Origin of the sequence: Octadecabacter sp. SW4 (assembly GCF_008065155.1) — a bacterium.
GTDB lineage: Bacteria > Pseudomonadota > Alphaproteobacteria > Rhodobacterales > Rhodobacteraceae > SW4.
Genome location: NZ_CP042819.1, coordinates 2,846,420 through 2,866,195 on the forward strand (window position 1 = coordinate 2,846,420; position 19,776 = coordinate 2,866,195).

A 19,776-nucleotide genomic window follows, 5' to 3' on the forward strand; every position below is an offset into this window, starting at 1 on the left:
ACATAAAATGCACATCGGGTGCCCCAAAGAAATCAAACCACAGGAATTTCGCGTCGGTCTGACACCAAATGCCGCCGCCGAGGCGATTGCCCACGGACATCAGGTCACGGTGGAAACACAGGCGGGGGCTGGATCGGGCTTTCCCGATGAAGACTACATCGTTGCGGGCGCCAAGATCGTCGGCACCGCCAAAGAGGTATTCGACACAACCGACATGATCGTCAAGGTCAAGGAACCCCAGGCAGGCGAGCGCAAGATGCTGCGCGAGGGCCAGATCCTGTTCACCTACCTGCACCTTGCCCCTGACCCCGCCCAGACCAATGACCTGATGGAATCAGGCTGCACCGCCATCGCCTACGAGACCGTGACCGACCGCAATGGCGGGCTGCCCCTGCTTGCGCCGATGTCCGAAGTGGCGGGGCGTCTTGCCCCCCAAGTCGGCGCTTGGACCCTGCAAAAGGCAAATGGCGGGCGCGGTGTGCTGATGGGTGGCGTGCCCGGTGTTGGTCCCGCCCGTGTGGTCGTGATCGGCGGCGGCGTTGTCGGTACCCATGCGGCACGTATCGCTGCTGGGATGGGCGCGGATGTAACGGTCCTTGACCGGTCGCTGCCACGGATGCGGTATCTGGACGATGTCTATGGTGGCACCTTCAAGACCAGCTATGCCAGCGCAGGCAATACCATCGAACTGGCCCGCGAGGCCGACATGATCATCGGTGCGGTGCTGATCCCCGGTGCTGCGGCCCCCAAGTTGATCAGCCGCGCGCAACTGGCCGAACTCAAACCCGGTGCGGCCCTTGTGGATGTGGCAATTGACCAAGGAGGATGCTTTGAAACCTCCAAGGCAACAACCCATCAAGACCCGATCTATGAGGTAGACGGGATCATGCATTACTGCGTGGCGAACATGCCCGGCGCCGTTGCGCGGACATCTACAATCGCTTTGGGGAACGCGACAATGCCGTTCATGCTGGCCTTAGCCGACAAGGGTTGGCGCAAAGCCTGTGAAGACGATGAACACCTGCTGAACGGGCTGAACGTTCACGCGGGCCAGCTGACCTACTATGCCGTCGGCAAGGCGCTGGGGATCGACGTGCTGTCACCGCAGTTGGCGTTGAAATCCTGAACAAGGCAGGCCCGCCAGCGATGGCGGGCCTAGTCGACGATGAATACCTGGCCGGTCAGGCAGCCTTCGACGGCTTTGCTGTAGGCCAGCGCGACGGCTTCATCGCTGACATGCGTATGGCCGCGAAAGAACCCGTCATATTTTGCGCGTGACGCCTCGAGAACTTCGGGGCTGACGGCGTTGATCCGCAAACCGCGCGGCATATCCACCGCCGCCCCGCGCACGAAGCCGTCAATCGCCCCATTCGCCGCCGCAGCCGCCGCCCCGCCCCTGATCGGATCACGGTTCAACACGCCGCTGGTCAGGGTGAATGATCCGCCATCACTGACATGCCCGATCCCTTCCAGCACCAGACTGATCTGCGCCATTGCCTTGGCGTTGATCCCGATCATGCATTGCGCAGGTGTCATGTCGGCAACGGGGCCAAAGTGGCCATGTCCGGTCGCACAGACCACGGCATCGACCTTGCCAACATGATCATACATCGCCTGAATGCTGGCACAATCCTCGAGGTCGACGTTGATGTCGCCACTTGATCGACCCGCCGTGATGATATCATGACGTGCAGACAAGGCCTGAACGGCAGTTTTGCCAACGGCACCAGTGGCGCCGATAATAATGATTTTCATGGTGTGTCCCCTTTGCCCGGTCAAGCCTATCGTCGCATTTGCCATCAGACCACCGCAAACGCGAAAAGGCCCGCCAACATGGCGGGCCTTTCCGGTTGGACCTATTGCAACGCTTACTTTTTCAAGGCGTCACGGATTTCCATCAAAAGCTCTTCCTGCGTCGGGCCTGCTGGCGCGGCGGGGGCTTCTTCCTCTTTCTTCTTCATCTTGTTGACGCTGCGCACCAACACGAACACCACAAACGCGATGATCAGGAAGTTGATAATCGCCATGATAAAGCGGCCATAGGCAAACACGGCCGCGCCCGCTTCTTCGGCTGCAGTGATCGAGGCATACTCGCCCTCTCCCAGCAACGCATACATGCCACTGAAATCGATGCCGCCCATGAACAGGCTGATGATCGGATTGATCAGATCGGCCACAAGGCTGCCGACGATGGCGGTGAAGGCCGCACCGATGATAATACCAACAGCCATGTCCATGACATTGCCCTTAGCGATGAAGTCCTTGAATTCTTTAATCATTTCACTGTTCCCACTGTGTTACCTGCGCGCGGGTCTGTTGCCCGCTGCGCTCGTGCGCACATTGATAGCGCTAAAATCGCAGATAACGAGGGTTTTTTTATATCTGCGGCGCGTTTAGGTCAAAATACAACACAGAGCGGCCAAGCAGGGCTGACCTTTCATAGTGTCCAACCACAGCATGCTGGTCGGCAAAGCGCCAAGGCGCGATCCTGTTTTTCCCCGCCCCGCCCAACGGCGTCGGGGTCTCTATCGCGCTTGAAACACAGGGGCGCACTATGAACTGCGCGGTCCCGCAGTGTCGGGTTCTAACCCGCCCTACCGGTCAGCACATAGCGCAAGATCGCGACAACCTGTGCGGGGTCTTGGGCCACGGCCAGCGCTGCCGCGTGAACCTCTTTCAGGGCGTGCTGGTGGTCAGGCCCGCTTAGCACGATCAATGACTTGCCAAGTGCTGCGGCGTAACCTGCATCAAACGCCGCATTCCATTGCTTGTATTTCTCGCCAAAGCGCACGACCACCACATCCGCATCCTCGATTCCCTTGCGAGTGCGGATCGCATTGACCTTGGCCCCTTTATGATCGTGCCAGAACTTGTCAGGTTCTTCACCCAATATCGTCACGCCGCAATCGTCGCTGGCCGCATGATCAGTGACGGGGCTGCTGAATGTCACATCCAGTCCCTGCGCCCCCGCGATAATCTGTTCACGCCAATCCGTGTGGATTTCGCCCGAGAGATATACATTCAACATCCGATTTCTCCGCTTTGTTCGGGCCGTTGCTAACACACTTGTCGCGTGGGGTTAACGCTTGCGCGCGACGATATAGCGGCTCATTTCGGGAAAGCTGCCCACTTCGATCAAATCGAAACCGGCGTCGCGGATCGCCCCTTCAAGTTGCGCAAAGCTGAACCGCCCTACATAGGGCGCAATACCCAACAGGCGCATCGGCGGAATGATCGCGGCAAAAGCAAAACGCTTGATCCCGGTCGAGGGTTCGGACAGGCAAGGCGTTTTAGAAATAAATAGCCCACCTGCGGGCAATTTGCGGGAAATCGCGGCAAAGATGTCTTCGCGGTCGCGCACCAGATGAAAGATGTTGAAGCCTGTGACGATATCCACGGGTTCCGGCCCGTCGAGCGCTTTGTCAACGGATGCCACGCGGAAACTGGCATTGGTCACGCTGCCGCTCTGTGCCTTTTCAGTCGCGATCTTGATCATCTCGGGCGAGACATCCGTGCCGATAATCTGCGCCGCATTGGGGGCCAGTTCCAGCGCCGTCGATCCCGTGCCGCAACCCATTTCCAGCACCGTATCGGTTGGCTTGATGTAGCTGCGCGTGCGTTCACGGGTATATTCATAAGCGGCCTGATCGGCGATCTTGGAAGCGGCATATTTGCGAGCGCGCTTGTCCCAGTAATTTGCGATTTTCATGGTGTGCTCCTTTCAGAAACCACCCTACATATGCATTGGTCCACGGGGAATTGACGAAATTCGCAGGTTACTTATACATTTTCGTATGGATACTATGAAATCGGCCCCCGACTGGACCCATCTGCGCGCCTTTCTGGCGACGGCAGATTCTGGCTCCCTGTCCGCCGCTGCGCGCAGGTTGGGTCTGACGCAACCAACGCTTAGCCGACAGGTCGCCGCGCTCGAAGAACAATTGGGCGTGATGCTGTTTGAACGGGTCGGGCGGCGGCTTGATTTGACGGATGCGGGCCGCGAGTTACTGCCCCATGCGCGCGACATGGGGCAGGCGGCGCAACGCGTTGCCCTGTCCGCTAGCGGGCAACGCTCGGAAATCAGTGGCCAGGTGCGGATCACGGCCAGCGACATCACCGCCGTGACATTTCTGCCCAAGGTGGTCGCGACCCTGCGCAAGGCCGCGCCGCAACTGATGATCGACGTGGTCGCAAGCAACGACATTCAGGATTTGATGCGTCGCGAGGCCGATATCGCGATCCGTCACCAGCGCCCCCAACAACCCGACCTTGTGGCGCGCCTTGTGCTGGATGCTGTCGGGCATTTCTATGCGTCAAAAACCTATCTGGATCAACGCGGCCGCCCCACCACCCGCGCGGAGCTGGCAAAACACGACTGGGTCTCCTTTGGCGACGTGGATCGCATGGTTAGCTATATGGTCGCTATGGATATACCTGTCACGCCCGAGTCCTTTCGGGCCTCCTCCGAAAACGGCATGGTGGCTTGGGAACTTGCCCGCGCGGGGTTGGGCATTTGCCCGATGGATGTTTACCACGGCGCCCGCGCACCCGATATGGAGGCGATCATGCCAGACGATCTGCACGTGACCTTTCCGATCTGGCTGGTCACCCACCGCGAAATCCACACCAGCCCGCGCATCCGGCTGGTGTATGATCTTTTGGCCGAGGCAATCGTCGCCCGTTAACCGCGCAGTGTTCCACCCGTCGCCTTAGTGACTTTCTCGACGATCTTGGCGCTAACAGCCTCGATATCGGCCTCTTTGAGGGTCGCATCCGTCGGCTGCAGGCGCACCGTGATCGCAAGACTTTTCTGGCCCTCACCAAGGCTACCCCCGATAAATTCGTCAAACACGCGCACACCTTCGATCAGCGCCTTGTCTGCCCCGGCAGCGGCGTTGACCAACGTCAGTGCTTCGACATCGGCGCTGACCACAAAGGCAAAGTCACGCTCGACCGCTTGCAGATCGGGCGCGACCAATGCGCCGCGGCTGGCACCGGCGTTGCGTGGCAAAGGCACCTCTTCGGGCCAGATGGTAAAGCCCATCGCCGGACCTTTGACATCCATCGCGGCCAGCACCTTGGGATGGATTTCACCAAAAACTGCCAGCACTTTTTTCGGACCCAGACAGACCTTGCCATGCCGCCCGGGGTGCCACCAGGTATCACCGTCACGCATGATCTGCACCTTGGCGGGGGCACCGATGGCGGCCAACACGGCCTCGCAGTCGGCCTTGGCATCAAACACGTCCACGGCGCGCGCCGCACCATGCACATCCTTGGGGCCTGTGCGTCCGATCAGCAGGCCCGTGACAATGCCATGCTGTTCGCCGGGTTCACCGCCCGCAAAGGCATCGCCGACCTCGAACAAGGCCATATCCATGAAACCACGCGCCTGATTGCGCGCGGCGGCCTGCAACAAACCGGGCAAAAGCGCAGGGCGCATATGCGACATTTCCGACGAAATCGGGTTTTGCAGCATGGTCGCGTCATCGCCACCACCAAACAGCCCCGCCGAGGCCTGATCAATAAAGCTGTAGGTGACGCATTCGTTGTAACCCAGCGCCGCGCAGGTGCGCCGCGCCATCTGCTGACGTTTCTGCACGGGCGTCATTACCGGGGCAGGCACGCCCGCACGGACGCGAGGCAATGGCTTGCCTTGCAGTTTGGTGAGCGAGGCAATCCGCGCGACTTCCTCGACCAGATCAGCCTCTCCCATGACATCAGGGCGCCATGACGGCACATGGGCCATGTCACCCTCCATCACGAAACCCAGATCGGTCAGGGTCTTGCGTTGGGTATCGGCGGGAATGTCCATGCCCACGAGCGAAGAACAGCGATCCGTGTCCAGTTTGTAGGCGCGTGCAAAATCGGGCTGTTCGCCAGCCATTACAACCTCGGACGCCTCGCCGCCCGCGATGTCCACGATCATGCGCACCGCGTGTTCCAGACCCTCGGGCGTGAATGCCGCATCAATCCCGCGTTCAAACCGATAGCGCGCATCGGAATTGATTTTCAGCGCGCGCCCCGTATAGGCGGTGCGCACCGTGTCAAAATAGGCGGCTTCGACGAAGACATTGACCGTGTCCATCGTGCAGCCGGTTTCCAGACCCCCCATCACACCGGCGATGCTCTCGGGCTTTTCGGCGTCCGAGATGATCGTCATGCCTTCCTGAAAGGTGTATTCCTTTTCGTCCAGCCCGATCAGGGTTTCACCCCCTTTGGCGCGATGCAGGCGCAGGGTGTTCCCGGCGATCTTGTCCGCGTCAAAGACGTGCAGCGGGCGGTTCAGGTCATATGTGAAAAAATTGGTCACATCGACAAGGAATGAAATCGGGCGCAACCCGATGGCGCGCAGCAAATCCTGCATCCATACAGGGCTGGGGCCGTTCTTGACGCCCCGAATGACGCGGCCGTAAAAAACGGGGGCTTGCGGCAGTGTATCGCTATCAATCGTCACGCTGACAGGACATGGAAAGGACGCGGGCACCGGATCAACCGTGCGGTCCTTCATCACACCCAAACCACGCGCCGCCAGATCGCGGGCTATCCCGCGCACGCCCAAGGCATCGGGGCGGTTCGGGGTGATCGCGATTTCGATGACGGGGTCCACCTTGGAGGGGTCATTTTCAGCCAACCAGTCGGTGAACTTCTGGCCCACCTTGCCGCTGGGCAGTTCAATGATACCGTCGTGTTCGTCCGACAGTTCCAACTCGCGCTCGGACGCCATCATGCCATAGGATTCAATGCCGCGGATCTTGCCCACGCCGATGGTCGTATCGATGCCCGGCACGTAAACGCCGGGTTTGGCGACGACCACGGTGATGCCCTGACGTGCATTGGGCGCGCCACAGATGATCTGTAGCTCACCCTCATCCGTGTCGACCTTGCACACACGCAGTTTGTCCGCATCGGGATGCTTTTCGGCGTGGGTGACATAGCCAAGGGTAAACGCATCAAGCTTGGCCAGAGGGTTTTCAACACCCTCGACCTCAAGCCCCAGATCAGTCAGGGCCTCGGTGATTTCATCCACCGATGCATCTGTTTCAAGGTGCGATTTCAGCCAGCTTAGGGTAAACTTCATGTCTTTGCCTCCAAGGCGCGTCCGTGCAGGTCTTCGACCAGCGTAAAATGTTCAAATATCAGCAGCATTTCAGGGTCATAGCCGCCATTGCGTTTGAAAAACGCTTTGTGATCCTTGCGCCAGCCCAGCAGCGTATCGTTTTCGCCCTCGGCCAGTGCCATGTCTTCGGTCACGTCACAAAACCGGACTTCTTCAACCTTGGTGGTCTTGATGACCAGCGCGGGCGTGCCATCCCAGTTGGCGGCGATGTCGCAGCGGCCCATAACCGGCATCGCTTCGGGTTCATCCGCGAAATCCGACGCCGCACCACAGGTCGCGGTCTTCTTGCCCTGACGGACCAGTTTGATCAGACGCTGACACAACTCCGCACTGTCGCCGAACTTGAACGTTCCGGCGCCGGGATAGGTTTGCTGAAGGTCTTCGATGTCGTCGGTCATTGGTTTTCCTGTTGGTAAGGTGGGTTAAAACCCACGTTACACCCCGCCCCTGATCGTCGGCACCTGCAATCCAGCAAACCCATAATGCCGCAACCACCGCAAATCGCTGTCAAAGAACGCGCGCAAATCGGGGATGCCGTATTTGAGCATGGCGATCCGGTCGATGCCCATGCCGAAGGCAAAGCCCTGCCATTCGGCGGGATCAATCCCGCCCGCTTGCAGCACCTTGGGGTGGACCATGCCGCTGCCCAGCACCTCAAGCCAGTCATCGCCTTCGCCCACTTTCACGGTGCCGCCTTCGAACGAACACTGAATGTCGACCTCGGCTGAGGGTTCCGTGAAGGGGAAATGCGAGGCGCGGAAACGGGTTTTGACGGAGGTGCCGAAATAGGCGGTAAAGAATTCCTCAAGCACCCATTTCAGGTTGGCCATGCTGATATCTTTGTCAATCGCCAGCCCTTCGACCTGATGGAACATCGGCGTATGCGTCTGGTCGTAATCGGCGCGATAGACACGGCCCGGACAGATGATCCGGGTCGGCGCGCCGTGCTTTTCCATATGACGGATTTGCACCGGCGATGTATGGGTGCGCAGCACGTGCGGCGGGCGGTTATCGCCCTCTGCGCGGTGCATGTAAAACGTATCCATCTCGGCGCGCGCAGGGTGATGGCCTGGAATGTTGAGCGCGTCGAAATTATACCAGTCACTGTCGATCTGCGGCCCCTCGGCCACGGCAAAGCCCATGTCGGCAAAGATCGTGGTGCATTCCTCCCAGACCTGACTGACCGGATGGATCGTGCCAACGCGGCGGTCGCGCGCAGGCAGGGTCACGTCCAGCCATTCACTGCGCAGGCGTTCATCGAGTGCGGCATCACCAAGCGCGGCCTTTTTCGCGGCCAAGGCGCTGTTGATCTCGTCCTTCAACGCATTCAGCGCGGGGCCAGCCACCTGCCGTTCTTCGGGCGTCATCTTGCCCAGCTCGCGCATTTGCAGGCTAATCTCGCCCCTTTTGCCAACAGCGGCGACGCGGATATCTTCCAGTCGGGCTTCGTCAGCGGCGCTGCCGATCAGGTCGAGATATTTGGACTTCAATTCATCCATTGGGGGCCTCTTGAATTGGACAATGCTCGTTACCGCGCGCGCCTGACAACTTCAAGCAATGCCCGCCGCGGGAGCGCCAAACCTGAGGCGGCGAAACAACGCCGAGACAAACCTGCGGGCCCTGGCACTCAAGTTCGCAGCAGATCGGTCCGTTTGGCAATCAGGAACCGCCGTTCGGGCGGGGACCGCGTCAATTCGATCGCCCGGTCCAGATCAGCCATCGCTTTGGCCCGGTTTCCCTGACGCCGCGAAAGCAGGGACCTTGCGACATAGAATGGCTGATAGGTCTCGATCCCTCCCGCCCCGGCGACCTTACCCAACAGTGCCGAGGCCGCAGCCAGATCACCGGCATAGGTCAGGGCAACGGCCCGATTGATCCGCACAACCGGGTTGGGCTCGTGCTGTTCCAGTTGCGCGTAAAGCCGCGATATGGCGGGCCAATCAGTGTCCGCCCATGCCGCCGCTGCGACATGTTGCGCGCTGATCGCCGCCTGGATCTGATAGGGCCCGTTCAATGGCAGGCCAATCAGAGCGCTGCGCCCTTCGCCGATGCGCCCGCGATCCCAGCGCTTTCGGTCCTGATGTTCCAACGGCACAAATCCGCCCGACCCGTCCTCGCGGGTGTGGCGACGCGCATCATGCAGCAGCAAAAGCGCCAGAAGGCCGCGCAGTTCCGCCTCCTTTGGCAGCAGCCCGACCATGATCCGCGCCAGCCGGATTGCCTCGTCGCTCAGTTCGACCCGCGTCAAGGCGTCACCTGCATTCGCCCGGTAACCTTCGTTGAAAATCAGATAGATAACCCGCATCACGCCATCAAGGCGCTCGCCAAGATCTTCCGGCTCCGGGATCTTGTAGGGGATGCCGGCCTTGGCGATCTTGGTCTTGGCGCGGGTCAGACGCTGCCCCATGGCGCCGGGTTTATCCAGAAATGCCGCCGCGATCTCCTCCGTCGTCAGCCCACCAAGCGTGCGCAGGGTCAGGGCAATCCGCGTCTTTTCCTCCAGCGCCGGGTGGCAGCATGTGAATATCATCTCAAGCCGTTTGTCCGGCACCGGGCCCGCCACACCATCCGGTGCCGCAGCATCCGCGGCATCGGCCGCTTCCAGCGCGCTCAGATAGGCCAGATCCGGCAGTTTTGCGGCAAGGTTGGCGCGCCGCCGAATCTGATCAATGGCCCGCCGTCGCGCCGTTGTCAGCAGCCATGCATCCGGGGCCCGCGGTAGGCCATTCCGGCGCCAATGCAGCATCGCCGTTTCGATCGCGTCCTGCAGACTGTCCTCGGCAAGCTGCAAATCCCCCAGCCCACGCGCCAGCGCGGCCAGGATGCGCCCCCAGTCTTCACGGATCAGACGCTCGATCGTCGCGCCGCTGTCAACAGGGGGCTGCGCTGGCATTGGGCCTTACGCGTCAAACACGATGATCGGGCGCACCTCGATGCGGCCATGTTCGGCCGTTGGAATCATGGCGGCATATTTCAGCGCCTCATCGAGATCAACGCAATCCAGCAGATAATACCCGCCAAGCTGTTCCTTGGTCTCTGCAAATGGGCCGTCGACGGTTTCGGTCTTGCCGTCGCGAATGGCCAGCGTCGTCGCCGTGGCGACGGGCTGTAACGCATCCCCGGCGATGAATTTGCCTTCGTCCTTCACCTGTTGGGTGAAGTCCATATAGCCCTGCATGAACGGGCCCCAATCATCAGTTCCCGGCTGTGGGCCGGTGCCTTCGGTGGAATAGATTAGACACATATATTGCATGCTGGTCTCCTTTGATGTTTTGCCGAGGGACGAACCCTCTACATACCAGACGATTCACGGATCGGCATTTCGACAATGTTGTCGAATTTTTTTTCCGGTCTGGCCGGGCGAGGCACCGGGCGCGGGCCTGAACTTGCCAATCCCCACCCCTGCATAGGCTAAAGTCCCCACGACCCCACATCAATAGACAGTGGGACAGAGCGCTGATTTCAGGCCCGTCCGAACCAAATGGAGGCCCAAAAAAAGACCGCCCAAAAGGGCGGCCTTTCTTGATTCTTCAATGACGCGCGTCCTTGGCCCTAGGCCAGTGCCGCCTGAGCTTGCTTTACGATCGCGCCAAACGCTTCGGGCTCGTGGACGGCCAGATCGGCCAGCACCTTGCGGTCGACCTCGATACCAGCCAGCGACAGGCCGTTGATGAAGCGGCTGTATGTCAGCGCCTCGTCATGGCTGCGCACGGCTGCGTTGATCCGCTGAATCCACAGAGCGCGGAAGTTGCGCTTGCGATTCTTACGGTCACGGGTTGCATATTGGTTCGCCTTGTCGACAGCCTGCGCTGCGACCTTAAAGGTATTCTTGCGACGGCCATAATAGCCTTTGGCCGCATCAGTGACCTTCTTGTGACGACGATGGGTGACGGTTCCGCCTTTAACTCGCATGTTCCGTCCCCCCTAGCGCGCGTATGGCATCATAGGCTTGATGATCTTTTCATCAGCCTTGGCCAGAATTGTCGTGCCGCGCGCGGTACGAATGAATTTCGTGGAACGCTTGATCATGCCGTGGCGCTTGCCTGCCTGACCAGCCTTGATGCGGCCCGAGGCCGTCACCTTGAACCGCTTTTTGCAGCTCGATTTCGTCTTCATCTTCGGCATTTCCGTCTCCTCTTTCGGGTCGGTCGAGCGCGCGACTCGGCATGCCATTTCGGCCGGACGCGCGGGTTGAAGCGGTGCTATAGGATGCACCGGCAGTCAAAGCAAGCGGATTTAGCGTATTAACTGGCCAACAACCCGCACGAAGACATTAGGGATTTCGTTGATCTCGTAGCCGCCGGGTTTCTGGGACACCGCAAGGGCGATCAACCCGCCGCCAATCAACACCATAATGGCGGCAGCGCGGGGCGCGCGCCCCTCGGCAAAAGCGCCCAAGATGGGCGGGATAGAAAAGGCTGCAACAATCAGCCCGATTACCAGCATCACGTCAGGATTCATCGCCCAAAAAAACCTTTCACCCGTTACGTTGGGGAAAGGCTACTCTGTTTCCGCAGCAAAGATCAAACGTTCCTCGCAGGGGGCCACGCGCAGAATATTGGTCGACCCGGGCGTGTTGAACGGCACACCTGCAGTCACGACGATCATATCCTTTTTCGTCGCGACGCCCTGGGACACAGCTGCGCGAACGGCTTCGATCACCGCGGACTTAAAGCGGTTCACATCGCCCGACATGACGCAATTGGTGCCCCATGTCAGGCACAACCGCCGGGCGGTTTTCTGAATCGTGGTCAAGGCGACGATCGGCACACGCGGACGTTCGCGCGCGACCAACAGCGCGGTCGTTCCAGATTCTGAATAACAACAGATCGCCTTGATATCAGCAGTCTCGGCGATCTCGCGGGCGGCCGCGACAATGCCATCGGCCACGCTTTTACGATCTGCACGACGCGAGGATTCGATGATATCGCGATAGGTCGGATCGGCCTCAACCTCCATCGCGACGTTGTTCATGGTCTGCACGGCCTCGATCGGGAACGATCCGGCGGCACTTTCCGCACTGAGCATGATCGCATCCGCGCCCTCATAGATGGCGGTGGCCACGTCCGAGACTTCGGCGCGGGTCGGCATCGGGCTGTCGATCATCGATTCAAGCATCTGCGTGGCAACGATCACCGGTTTGGCGGCCGCACGGCACTTGCGCACCAATTGTTTCTGGATCGGCGGGACATTCTGCACGGGCAGTTCCACACCCAGATCGCCGCGTGCCACCATGATCCCGTCAGACACGGCCAGAATATCGTCAAATGCCTTTACAGCGGCGGGCTTTTCGATCTTGGACAGGATCGCGGCGCGCCCCTTGGCCAGCTTGCGGGCCTCATCCACATCGGCGGGGCGCTGCACAAACGACAGCGCCAGCCAGTCGACCCCCAACTCGCAGACAAATTCCAGATCCTTGCGGTCCTTGTCCGACAGCGCCGCCAGCGGCAGCACGACATCAGGCACGTTCACGCCCTTGCGATTGGACACTGTGCCGCCCACAACGACGACGCAATTGGCGAAATCCGCGCCGCAATCCTTGACCCGCAGCTTGATCTTGCCGTCATTCACCAACAGGTGCGAGCCGGGCTCGAGTGCGTCGAAAATTTCCTTGTGGGGCAGTTGCACGCGGTTCACGTCACCCGGTGCATCGCTCAGATCAAGGCGGAACGACGCGCCAACCTCAAGCTCCTCTTCTTCGTTGGCAAAGACGCCAAGACGCAGCTTAGGCCCCTGCAGATCGGCGAGAATGGCAATCGGACTACCCAGATCATCCTCGATCTTGCGGATGATCGCGTGGCGGGCGCGAATTTCCGCATGATCGCCGTGGCTCATGTTCAGGCGAAACACATCTGCGCCGGCCTCGTGCAGGGCGCGGATCATCTTTTCGTCGTTGGACGCAGGCCCAAGGGTCGCGACGATTTTCACATTCCGAGAGCGTTTCATCTGGATCGTCCTTTTAAGTCTTGCTGCGCGCCGTTACCGCTAACGCCGCTGTTGTCGCCTTATTGCGCAATTCACTTCCCGCTACAACTATTCTAAACGCAATGACATGGACTTGACAGGCACCGGACACAGCTGTGACTCACTTACCTTTTGAAATTGTCGGCGCGGATCGCCCCGCGAAATGGCTGGTGATATGTGACCACGCCACAAATGCCGTGCCAGACTGGATCAATGGCGGCGATCTGGGGCTGCACGCCGAAGATATGCATCGCCACATTGCCTATGACGTGGGCGCGGCAGGCGTGACCCACGCACTGGCCGCATTGCTGGACGCCCCTGCGATCCTGTCAAATTTCTCGCGGCTGGTGATTGACCCGAACCGCGGGTTGGATGACCCGACCTTGCTGATGAAGATCTATGACGGCACAGTCATTCCCGCCAACCGGCACGCCGATGCCAACGAATTGGCGCGCCGCCGCCGCGCCCTATACGAGCCCTATCACACTGCAATTGCCAAGATGGCGGCGCGGCAAAAGGATACGATTATCCTGTCAGTTCACAGCTTTACGCCACAATTGAACGGGCGCCCGCCCCGCCCTTGGGAGATCGGCATCCTGCACGAAGGTGATGACCGCCTGCCCGATCCGCTGATTGCCTTGCTGCGTCAGGAAACCGACCTGACCGTGGGCGATAACGAACCCTACGCAGGCCACCTGCCCGGCGACACGGTTGACCGGCATGCCCTGCAAACGGGGCGGCCCAACGCGTTGGTCGAACTGCGCAATGACCTGATTGACAGCTTCGAGGATCAAATCGCATGGGCCGAACGGCTCGCCCCGATCCTTCAAGCGGCGCGAATCCGTGCCAATCTCTGATCCAAAGGAGGCCGCTATGGACGCCCAAACCAAACTCGAAATCGAAGCCGCTGCATTCCGTCGCCTACGAGACCACCTGATGCAGGATCGGCCCGACGTGCAAAACATCGATTTGATGAACCTGGCTGGATTCTGCCGCAACTGCCTGTCGCGCTGGTATCAGGAAGCCGCAAACGAGCGCGGCATCGACATGGACAAGGCGCAAGGGCGCGAAGCCTTTTACGGTATGCCCTATGACGACTGGCGCGCTGCCAACCAGACCGAAGCAAGCCCCGAAAAGCAGGCGGCATTCGACGTCGCGTTCAAGGAAAACGTCACCGACCGCGAAGGCTAGACGGCGGCCTTGCGGCTTTCTTCCAGATAAATCTCGCGCAGGCGGGCGGCCACGGGGCCGGGTGTGCCCGTGCCCACAGCCGCGCCATCCACTTCGACCACAGGCATCACAAATGTGCTGGCCGAGGTGATGAATGCTTCATCGGCGTCTTGGGCTTCGGCAATTGTAAAGGCGCGTTCTTCAACCTTCATCTGCGCCTCACGGGCAAAGCGCAGCACGGCGGCGCGGGTGATCCCATTCAAGATCTCGTGGCCCAACTGGCGGGTGATGATCGTGTTGCCCTTGACGATATAGGCGTTGTTGGAAGTGCCTTCAGTCACGGCGCCGTCCTCGACCATCCAGGCATCATCGCACCCTGCGGCTTTCGCCATCATCTTGCCCATCGATGGATAAAGCAGCTGCACCGTCTTGATATCGCGCCGTCCCCAGCGTTCATCGGCAATGCTGATCACCTTGATGCCGACTTTGGCAGCGGGGCTGTCGGCCAGACCGGGCTTGGACTGGGTGAACAGCACAACCGTCGGCTCCACCTCATCTGCGGGAAAAGCGAAATCACGGTCGGCCGCCGCGCCGCGCGTGATCTGCAAATAGATCATCCCGTCGACAATGCCATTGGCGCGCACCAATTCGCGATGCACCGCTAGCAGATCATCGGTGCTGATCGGATTGCGCATGTCCAATTCATTCAGCGACCGCTCCAGCCGTTTGGCGTGGCCCGCAAAATCAATCAGCTTGCCACCCAGCACGCTGGTGACCTCGTAAACACCATCGGCAAACAGAAAGCCGCGATCAAAGATGCTGACCTTCGCCTGATCCTCGGGCAGGTATTCTCCGTTGACGTAAACTGTGCGGCTCATGGTCTTTCTCCTATCCCCAAAGGGCGGCGGCGGGGGCATGCACACCCGCTGCGTCATATATCAGTGGTTCCGGTCGGTCTTCGGCCAGAAGAAGCGGGCCGTCAAGGTCAACGACCTGCGCGCCCTGCGCGACGATCACCGCAGGGGCCATCGCCAGCGACGAGCCGACCATGCAGCCCACCATCACACCGTAGCCCTGATCGCGGGCAGCATCGCGCAGCGCCAGCGCCTCGGTAAGGCCGCCTGTCTTGTCCAGCTTGATATTGACCACATCATATTTGCCCTTCAACGCAGGCAGGCTGGCGCGGTCATGGCAGCTTTCATCGGCGCACACCGGCAAGGGGCGGGCAATTTCGGCCAGCATGTCGTCCGCATCCGCTGGCAAGGGCTGTTCCACCAGCTGCACGCCAAGACGCACAAGATGCGGCGCAAGGTCGCTGTAAACCTCGGCGGACCAACCCTCGTTTGCATCGACGATGATCGGTGCATCTGGCGCGCCACGGCGCACCGCTTCAAGACGCGCCATATCATCGGGCGTGCCCAGCTTGATCTTCAACAGCGGGCGATGGGCGTGTTTGCGCGCCGCCGCCTCCATCGCATCGGGTTCGCCCAGCGACAGGGTAAAGGCGGTGATCACAGGCTGCGGCGCCGGCAGTCCAGCCATTTCCCAGGCACGTTTGCCCGCTTGTTTCGCTTCAATATCCCAGAGCGCACAATCGACCGCATTTCGGGCCGCGCCCGCAGCTAAAGCATCCTGTAAAGCAACCCGATCAATCCCACCGGGCAACCCGCGCACCTGTGCAGCAACGCTCTCCAACGTCTCGCCATAGCGGGCATAGGGCACGCATTCGCCCCAGCCCGTTACAGCACCGCGCGTCACCCGCACGGTCAGCACTTTGGCCTCGCTGCGCGATCCGCGCGAAATGGTGAACACCTCGGCCAACCGAAAGACGTCCTCACTCACGCTGATGACCATGCGCACCACCTTGCTTCTTCTGTTTAAAACTACTCCCGCCGGAGGCTCCGACGCGTGAGACATATACCTTAGATCGCGATCAGCGCATCCACCAGCCGCGCAGCCCCCTGCCGGAACGGATCAACTGCGGGCAGGCCCATGCGGGTCTCGACTTCGGCCAGATAGGCCATCGCATCGGCCTCGCTCAGATGTTGGGTATTGATTGAAATCCCGACGACCTGACAGGCCGGGTTGGCAACGCGTGCCATCGCAAGGGCCGTATCGCGCAGCACCTCAAGGCCGGGAAGTTCGTAATCGGGCAGGCCGCGCATGTGCTTGCGGGTCGGCTCGTGGCTCAGGATCAGCGCATCGGGCTGCCCACCGTGGATCAGGGCCATCGTCACGCCCGAGTAGGACACGTGAAACAGGCTGCCCTGCCCTTCGATGTGATCCCAGTGATCAGCATCATTATCTGGCGTCAGCCATTCCACCGATCCGGCCATGAAATCAGCCACGACAGCGTCCAGCGGCACACCATTGCCCGTCACCAGAATCCCCGTCTGGCCGGTCGCGCGAAACGAAGACTTCAATCCGCGCTTTTTCATCTCGAGGTCCATCGCCAGGCTGGTATACATCTTGCCAACCGAACAATCGGTGCCCACGGCCAAACACCGCTTGCCCGACCGTTTCACACCATTCGCTATGGGATATTTCACCGACGGGATACGCACGTCATGCAGGCTGCGCCCACAGGCCTGCGCGACCGCCACCAGATCGGGTTCATCCTGCAACAGGTTGTGCAGCCCACTGGCAAGGTCGAACCCTTCCTCCAGCGCCATCACGAGCACTTTTTTCCAGGCTTGCGAAATCACGCCACCACGGTTGGCCACGCCAATCACCAACGTCTGCGCGCCAGCCGTGCGCGCCGCTTGCAAGGTCAGGTCGGGCAGCCCGAGATCCGCACCACAACCCGGCAGGCGCAACTGCCCAACCGCATGATCGGGGCGCCAATCCTTGATCCCTTGGGCAACCTTTGCAGCCAGTTGGTCTGGCGCATCGCCAAGGAATAATAGGTAAGGCGTCTTGATCATGGCTCTCTCCGATTCTGGGTCACGCTATGTTTGGGCGCGAACTAGCACGAAGTCATACTGAAATCGCCATATATAGACAGACTCGTTGCATGATTGACCCGCCAATTATGGTTATAGCGCGAAAATCCTGCGCCCCGGCCCGATGCCCGCCAGAATGCCGCGCCTGCAATGCTGCGACTGCAAAACACGCCTTGCGCACAGACGCGCAATATTCTACCCATTCACCAGCTCGAAACGAAACATCATTACCCGAAAGGCCCGCCATGTCCTTCCGTCTGCAACCTGCCCCCCTTGCCCGCCCAAACCGTTGTCAGTTGTTCGGCCCGGGATCAAACACCAGATTGTTTGCGAAAATGGCGGCGAGTGCGGCTGACGTGATCAACCTTGACCTGGAAGACAGCGTAGCGCCCTCTGACAAGGACACCGCCCGCGCCAATGTGATCGAAGCGATCAATACCGTCGACTGGGGCAACAAGACGCTGTCGGTGCGGATCAACGGCCTTGATACGCCTTATTGGTATCGCGACGTGGTCGATGTGATGGAACAGGCCGGTGACCGGCTGGATCAAATCATGATTCCAAAGGTTGGCTGCGCGGCAGATGTTTATGCCGTTGATGCGCTGGTCACGGCCATTGAACGCGCCACGGGGCGCAGCAAGCCTGTCACATTCGAAGTCATCATCGAATCCGCCGCCGGTATCGCCCATGTCGAAGACATCGCCGCCGCTTCCCCGCGTATGGCCGGGATGAGCCTTGGCGCCGCTGACTTTGCAGCCTCGATGGGGATGCAGACGACCGGCATCGGCGGGACGCAGGAAAACTATTACATGCAACACGGCGACACCCGCCATTATTCCGATCCGTGGCACTGGGCGCAGGCCGCCATCGTTGCCGCATGCCGCACCCACGGCGTTTTGCCCGTAGACGGCCCGTTCGGTGATTTCAGCGATGACGACGGCTATCGCGCGCAGGCACGGCGTTCTGCGACCCTTGGGATGGTCGGCAAATGGGCCATCCACCCCAAGCAAATCGCGCTCGCCAACGAGGTGTTTACCCCGTCTGCACAGGCCGTGGCCGAAGCCCGCGAAATCCTTGCCGCGATGGAAGACGCCAAAGCGCGCGGCGAAGGCGCGACCGTTTATAAGGGCCGCCTTGTCGACATCGCCAGCATCAAACAGGCCGAAGTGATCGTGAAACAGTCGGAAATGATCGCGGGTTAGGCGGGCTTCAAAGGCACGCAAATCTCGGTGATCAGGTTCTCCGGGGCGGTGTCCATCGGCGAATTCAGGCTCCGCTCCCAACAGGGCAGATCATGCAATTCACGGCCCGACTCGGGCAGCCACTGCCCATAAATCTGGTCATAGGCCGTGGGCAGACCGGAATAGGGGCCGGTATAGGTCAGCACCGCATGTTCGCCCGCAGGCAGGATGTATTCGCTCATTGGCGGCGCGATCTCGCAGGCTTCATCGACGATCACGCAGGCCTTGCTGCGCAGCTTAGCGGCGGGAACGGTCGCGGGATCATCAAAGTAGATACCCACCATCCCCTGCCCGTGCGGCCACAGCCCCCGCGCCGTCATCAAGGCCGATATCGTATCAAAGGCCTTGGGGATTTCGGGATAAGGGCCAACGTGATCAACAGTGGCCAAGCGATGGGTCGGCAAATCGCGGATTTCAACGGGATAGGTCATGTGCGTCGTCCTTTCAGTCAGGGTTGTGCGTGCAACCTGCATGGCCCCCCGCGCCCGAAAGGCAGCAGGTGTCAGGCCGAACTGGCCCTGAAACGCGCGGGCGAAACTGTCACCATTGGGATAGCCGCAACTGGTGGCAATGGCAGCAATGGCATCTTCGGACTGCACCAACATAGTTGCAGCGCGGTTCATCCGCACACGGCGCACGGCCTGGGCAACGGTTTCACCGGTGATCGCGCGAAACACGCGATGAAAGTGAAACCGCGACAGGGCCGCGACATCAGCGAGCCGGTCCAGCGACAGATCGCCATCCGTATTGGCGTAGACATAATCCAGCACCCGCAAGATACGGGCGCTGGTAGGGTCAATGTGAGGGTATTCACGCATGCGAACAGCCTGGCACGCCGTCACACGACAAATCTTGCTGACTTGCGCGATGTCTTAGTATTCGCGCAACCCGATCACGCCAAAAGCACAGAGCCTGCTGCAATCGCTGGCATCCTTGCGCACATAATCGGGCAACAGGATATGTGCCACCGCCAGCCCTTCGAAACGGCGGTCATCGCATTCGCCATCCTGCGGGTAGTCGCCGCTGTCATCGCCAAAATCAATCGCCTGACACTGGGTCGCGGCTACGGATGTAGCCAAATCCCAAAGCTTGATCACGCCCGCCTCGTATAGCGTCTGACAATCTGCGGCATCCTGCCCGACATACTCCCATGTCACGGTCGCGGCCATGCCTGCGCCATAAAAACGGCGGTCATCGCATTCGCCGTCACTGGCCCATTCGCCATCATTATTGCCAAAATTGATGTCTTGCGCGGCCAAGGGCGCGGCAAAACCGACCGCCATAACCAGTGCCATTATCAAATAACGCATAATACTCTCCATTCTGATTATCCTTCAAA

At 60.1% G+C, this 19,776-nt stretch carries 23 protein-coding genes; 5 read left to right on the top strand and 18 right to left on the bottom strand.

The window, feature by feature from the left end; genetic code table 11:
* Positions 1-7 precede the first annotated feature (7 nt).
* Positions 8-1,126 carry an alanine dehydrogenase gene (ald, locus tag FTO60_RS14095; protein WP_148056556.1) on the top strand — a complete coding sequence of 373 codons (1,119 nt, stop codon included), beginning with the start codon at positions 8-10 and terminating at the stop codon, positions 1,124-1,126.
* A gap of 29 nt (positions 1,127-1,155) precedes the next feature.
* Here the strand turns inward: ald and FTO60_RS14100 are convergent, their stop codons facing one another.
* From FTO60_RS14100 to FTO60_RS14115, 4 genes are all read right to left on the bottom strand, one after another.
* Complete coding sequence (locus FTO60_RS14100; RefSeq protein ID WP_148056557.1) at positions 1,156-1,755, bottom strand: short chain dehydrogenase; 600 nt, start codon at positions 1,753-1,755, stop codon at positions 1,156-1,158.
* Between the two features lie 113 nt (positions 1,756-1,868).
* Complete coding sequence (gene mscL / locus FTO60_RS14105; protein ID WP_148056558.1) at positions 1,869-2,279, bottom strand: large conductance mechanosensitive channel protein MscL; 411 nt, start codon at positions 2,277-2,279, stop codon at positions 1,869-1,871.
* 305 nt (positions 2,280-2,584) lie between these two features.
* Positions 2,585-3,028: a YtoQ family protein gene (locus tag FTO60_RS14110; protein ID WP_148056559.1), complete on the bottom strand. Its 444-nt coding sequence runs from the start codon at positions 3,026-3,028 to the stop codon at positions 2,585-2,587.
* 51 nt (positions 3,029-3,079) lie between these two features.
* Positions 3,080-3,709 (bottom strand): bifunctional 2-polyprenyl-6-hydroxyphenol methylase/3-demethylubiquinol 3-O-methyltransferase UbiG, encoded by a 630-nt coding sequence (locus tag FTO60_RS14115; protein WP_148056560.1) that lies wholly within the window; start codon positions 3,707-3,709, stop codon positions 3,080-3,082.
* A gap of 85 nt (positions 3,710-3,794) precedes the next feature.
* Between FTO60_RS14115 and FTO60_RS14120 the strand changes: the two genes are divergently transcribed.
* Positions 3,795-4,685, top strand: coding sequence for a LysR family transcriptional regulator (locus tag FTO60_RS14120; RefSeq protein WP_148056561.1), 891 nt, complete (start codon positions 3,795-3,797; stop codon positions 4,683-4,685).
* On the opposite strand, the gene pheT is transcribed toward FTO60_RS14120, so the two are convergent.
* The 9 genes from pheT to pyk all read right to left on the bottom strand — a co-directional run bounded on the left by pheT (position 4,682) and on the right by pyk (position 13,066).
* Complete coding sequence (gene pheT, locus FTO60_RS14125) at positions 4,682-7,081, bottom strand: phenylalanine--tRNA ligase subunit beta (RefSeq protein WP_148056562.1); 2,400 nt, start codon at positions 7,079-7,081, stop codon at positions 4,682-4,684. The genes FTO60_RS14120 and pheT overlap by 4 nt on opposite strands.
* The gene (locus FTO60_RS14130) at positions 7,078-7,518 is read right to left on the bottom strand and encodes an ASCH domain-containing protein (RefSeq protein WP_148056563.1); all 441 of its coding nucleotides are present in this window, start codon (positions 7,516-7,518) and stop codon (positions 7,078-7,080) included. The genes pheT and FTO60_RS14130 overlap by 4 nt, the downstream gene beginning before the upstream one ends.
* Before the next feature lie 36 nt (positions 7,519-7,554).
* The gene (pheS, locus tag FTO60_RS14135) at positions 7,555-8,619 is read right to left on the bottom strand and encodes a phenylalanine--tRNA ligase subunit alpha (RefSeq protein WP_148056564.1); all 1,065 of its coding nucleotides are present in this window, start codon (positions 8,617-8,619) and stop codon (positions 7,555-7,557) included.
* 128 nt (positions 8,620-8,747) lie between these two features.
* On the bottom strand, positions 8,748-10,013 hold the full coding sequence (locus FTO60_RS14140; protein ID WP_148056565.1) for an RNA polymerase sigma factor: 1,266 nt from the start codon (positions 10,011-10,013) through the stop codon (positions 8,748-8,750).
* A gap of 6 nt (positions 10,014-10,019) precedes the next feature.
* The gene (locus FTO60_RS14145; RefSeq protein ID WP_148056566.1) at positions 10,020-10,373 is read right to left on the bottom strand and encodes a YciI family protein; all 354 of its coding nucleotides are present in this window, start codon (positions 10,371-10,373) and stop codon (positions 10,020-10,022) included.
* A 299-nt stretch (positions 10,374-10,672) separates the two neighbouring features.
* A complete protein-coding gene (gene rplT / locus FTO60_RS14150) occupies positions 10,673-11,032 on the bottom strand; it encodes a 50S ribosomal protein L20 (protein ID WP_148056567.1) in 360 nt (119 codons plus the stop codon).
* Positions 11,033-11,044: 12 nt separating this feature from the next.
* Positions 11,045-11,245: a 50S ribosomal protein L35 gene (gene rpmI, locus FTO60_RS14155; protein ID WP_148056568.1), complete on the bottom strand. Its 201-nt coding sequence runs from the start codon at positions 11,243-11,245 to the stop codon at positions 11,045-11,047.
* A gap of 111 nt (positions 11,246-11,356) precedes the next feature.
* A complete protein-coding gene (locus tag FTO60_RS14160; protein ID WP_148056569.1) occupies positions 11,357-11,581 on the bottom strand; it encodes a hypothetical protein in 225 nt (74 codons plus the stop codon).
* A gap of 39 nt (positions 11,582-11,620) precedes the next feature.
* Positions 11,621-13,066: a pyruvate kinase gene (pyk, locus tag FTO60_RS14165; RefSeq protein ID WP_148056570.1), complete on the bottom strand. Its 1,446-nt coding sequence runs from the start codon at positions 13,064-13,066 to the stop codon at positions 11,621-11,623.
* A gap of 134 nt (positions 13,067-13,200) precedes the next feature.
* On the opposite strand from pyk, the gene FTO60_RS14170 reads away from it, so the two are divergent.
* A complete protein-coding gene (locus tag FTO60_RS14170; protein WP_148056571.1) occupies positions 13,201-13,941 on the top strand; it encodes an N-formylglutamate amidohydrolase in 741 nt (246 codons plus the stop codon).
* A 16-nt stretch (positions 13,942-13,957) separates the two neighbouring features.
* Positions 13,958-14,275, top strand: coding sequence for a DUF1244 domain-containing protein (locus FTO60_RS14175; RefSeq protein WP_148056572.1), 318 nt, complete (start codon positions 13,958-13,960; stop codon positions 14,273-14,275).
* Here the strand turns inward: FTO60_RS14175 and FTO60_RS14180 are convergent.
* The 3 genes from FTO60_RS14180 to dgcN all read right to left on the bottom strand — a co-directional run bounded on the left by FTO60_RS14180 (position 14,272) and on the right by dgcN (position 17,178).
* Positions 14,272-15,132: a D-amino-acid transaminase gene (locus tag FTO60_RS14180; RefSeq protein WP_148056573.1), complete on the bottom strand. Its 861-nt coding sequence runs from the start codon at positions 15,130-15,132 to the stop codon at positions 14,272-14,274. The genes FTO60_RS14175 and FTO60_RS14180 overlap by 4 nt on opposite strands.
* A 10-nt stretch (positions 15,133-15,142) precedes the next feature.
* Entirely contained in the window at positions 15,143-16,108 is a 966-nt protein-coding gene (dgcA, locus tag FTO60_RS14185; RefSeq protein ID WP_148056574.1) for an N-acetyl-D-Glu racemase DgcA, read from the bottom strand.
* Positions 16,109-16,176: 68 nt separating this feature from the next.
* Positions 16,177-17,178 (bottom strand): N-acetyltransferase DgcN, encoded by a 1,002-nt coding sequence (gene dgcN, locus FTO60_RS14190; RefSeq protein WP_148056575.1) that lies wholly within the window; start codon positions 17,176-17,178, stop codon positions 16,177-16,179.
* A 263-nt stretch (positions 17,179-17,441) separates the two neighbouring features.
* Here dgcN and FTO60_RS14195 point away from each other — a divergent pair, with 263 nt between their 5' ends.
* The gene (locus FTO60_RS14195; protein ID WP_148056576.1) at positions 17,442-18,398 is read left to right on the top strand and encodes an L-malyl-CoA/beta-methylmalyl-CoA lyase; all 957 of its coding nucleotides are present in this window, start codon (positions 17,442-17,444) and stop codon (positions 18,396-18,398) included.
* Here FTO60_RS14195 and FTO60_RS14200 read toward each other — a convergent pair.
* Both FTO60_RS14200 and FTO60_RS14205 read right to left on the bottom strand, forming a co-directional pair.
* Entirely contained in the window at positions 18,395-19,255 is an 861-nt protein-coding gene (locus FTO60_RS14200; protein WP_148056577.1) for a GyrI-like domain-containing protein, read from the bottom strand. The two genes, FTO60_RS14195 and FTO60_RS14200, sit on opposite strands and share 4 nt — an antisense overlap.
* 54 nt (positions 19,256-19,309) lie before the next feature.
* Positions 19,310-19,747, bottom strand: coding sequence for a hypothetical protein (locus tag FTO60_RS14205; RefSeq protein ID WP_148056578.1), 438 nt, complete (start codon positions 19,745-19,747; stop codon positions 19,310-19,312).
* Between the last annotated feature and the right edge of the window lie 29 nt (positions 19,748-19,776).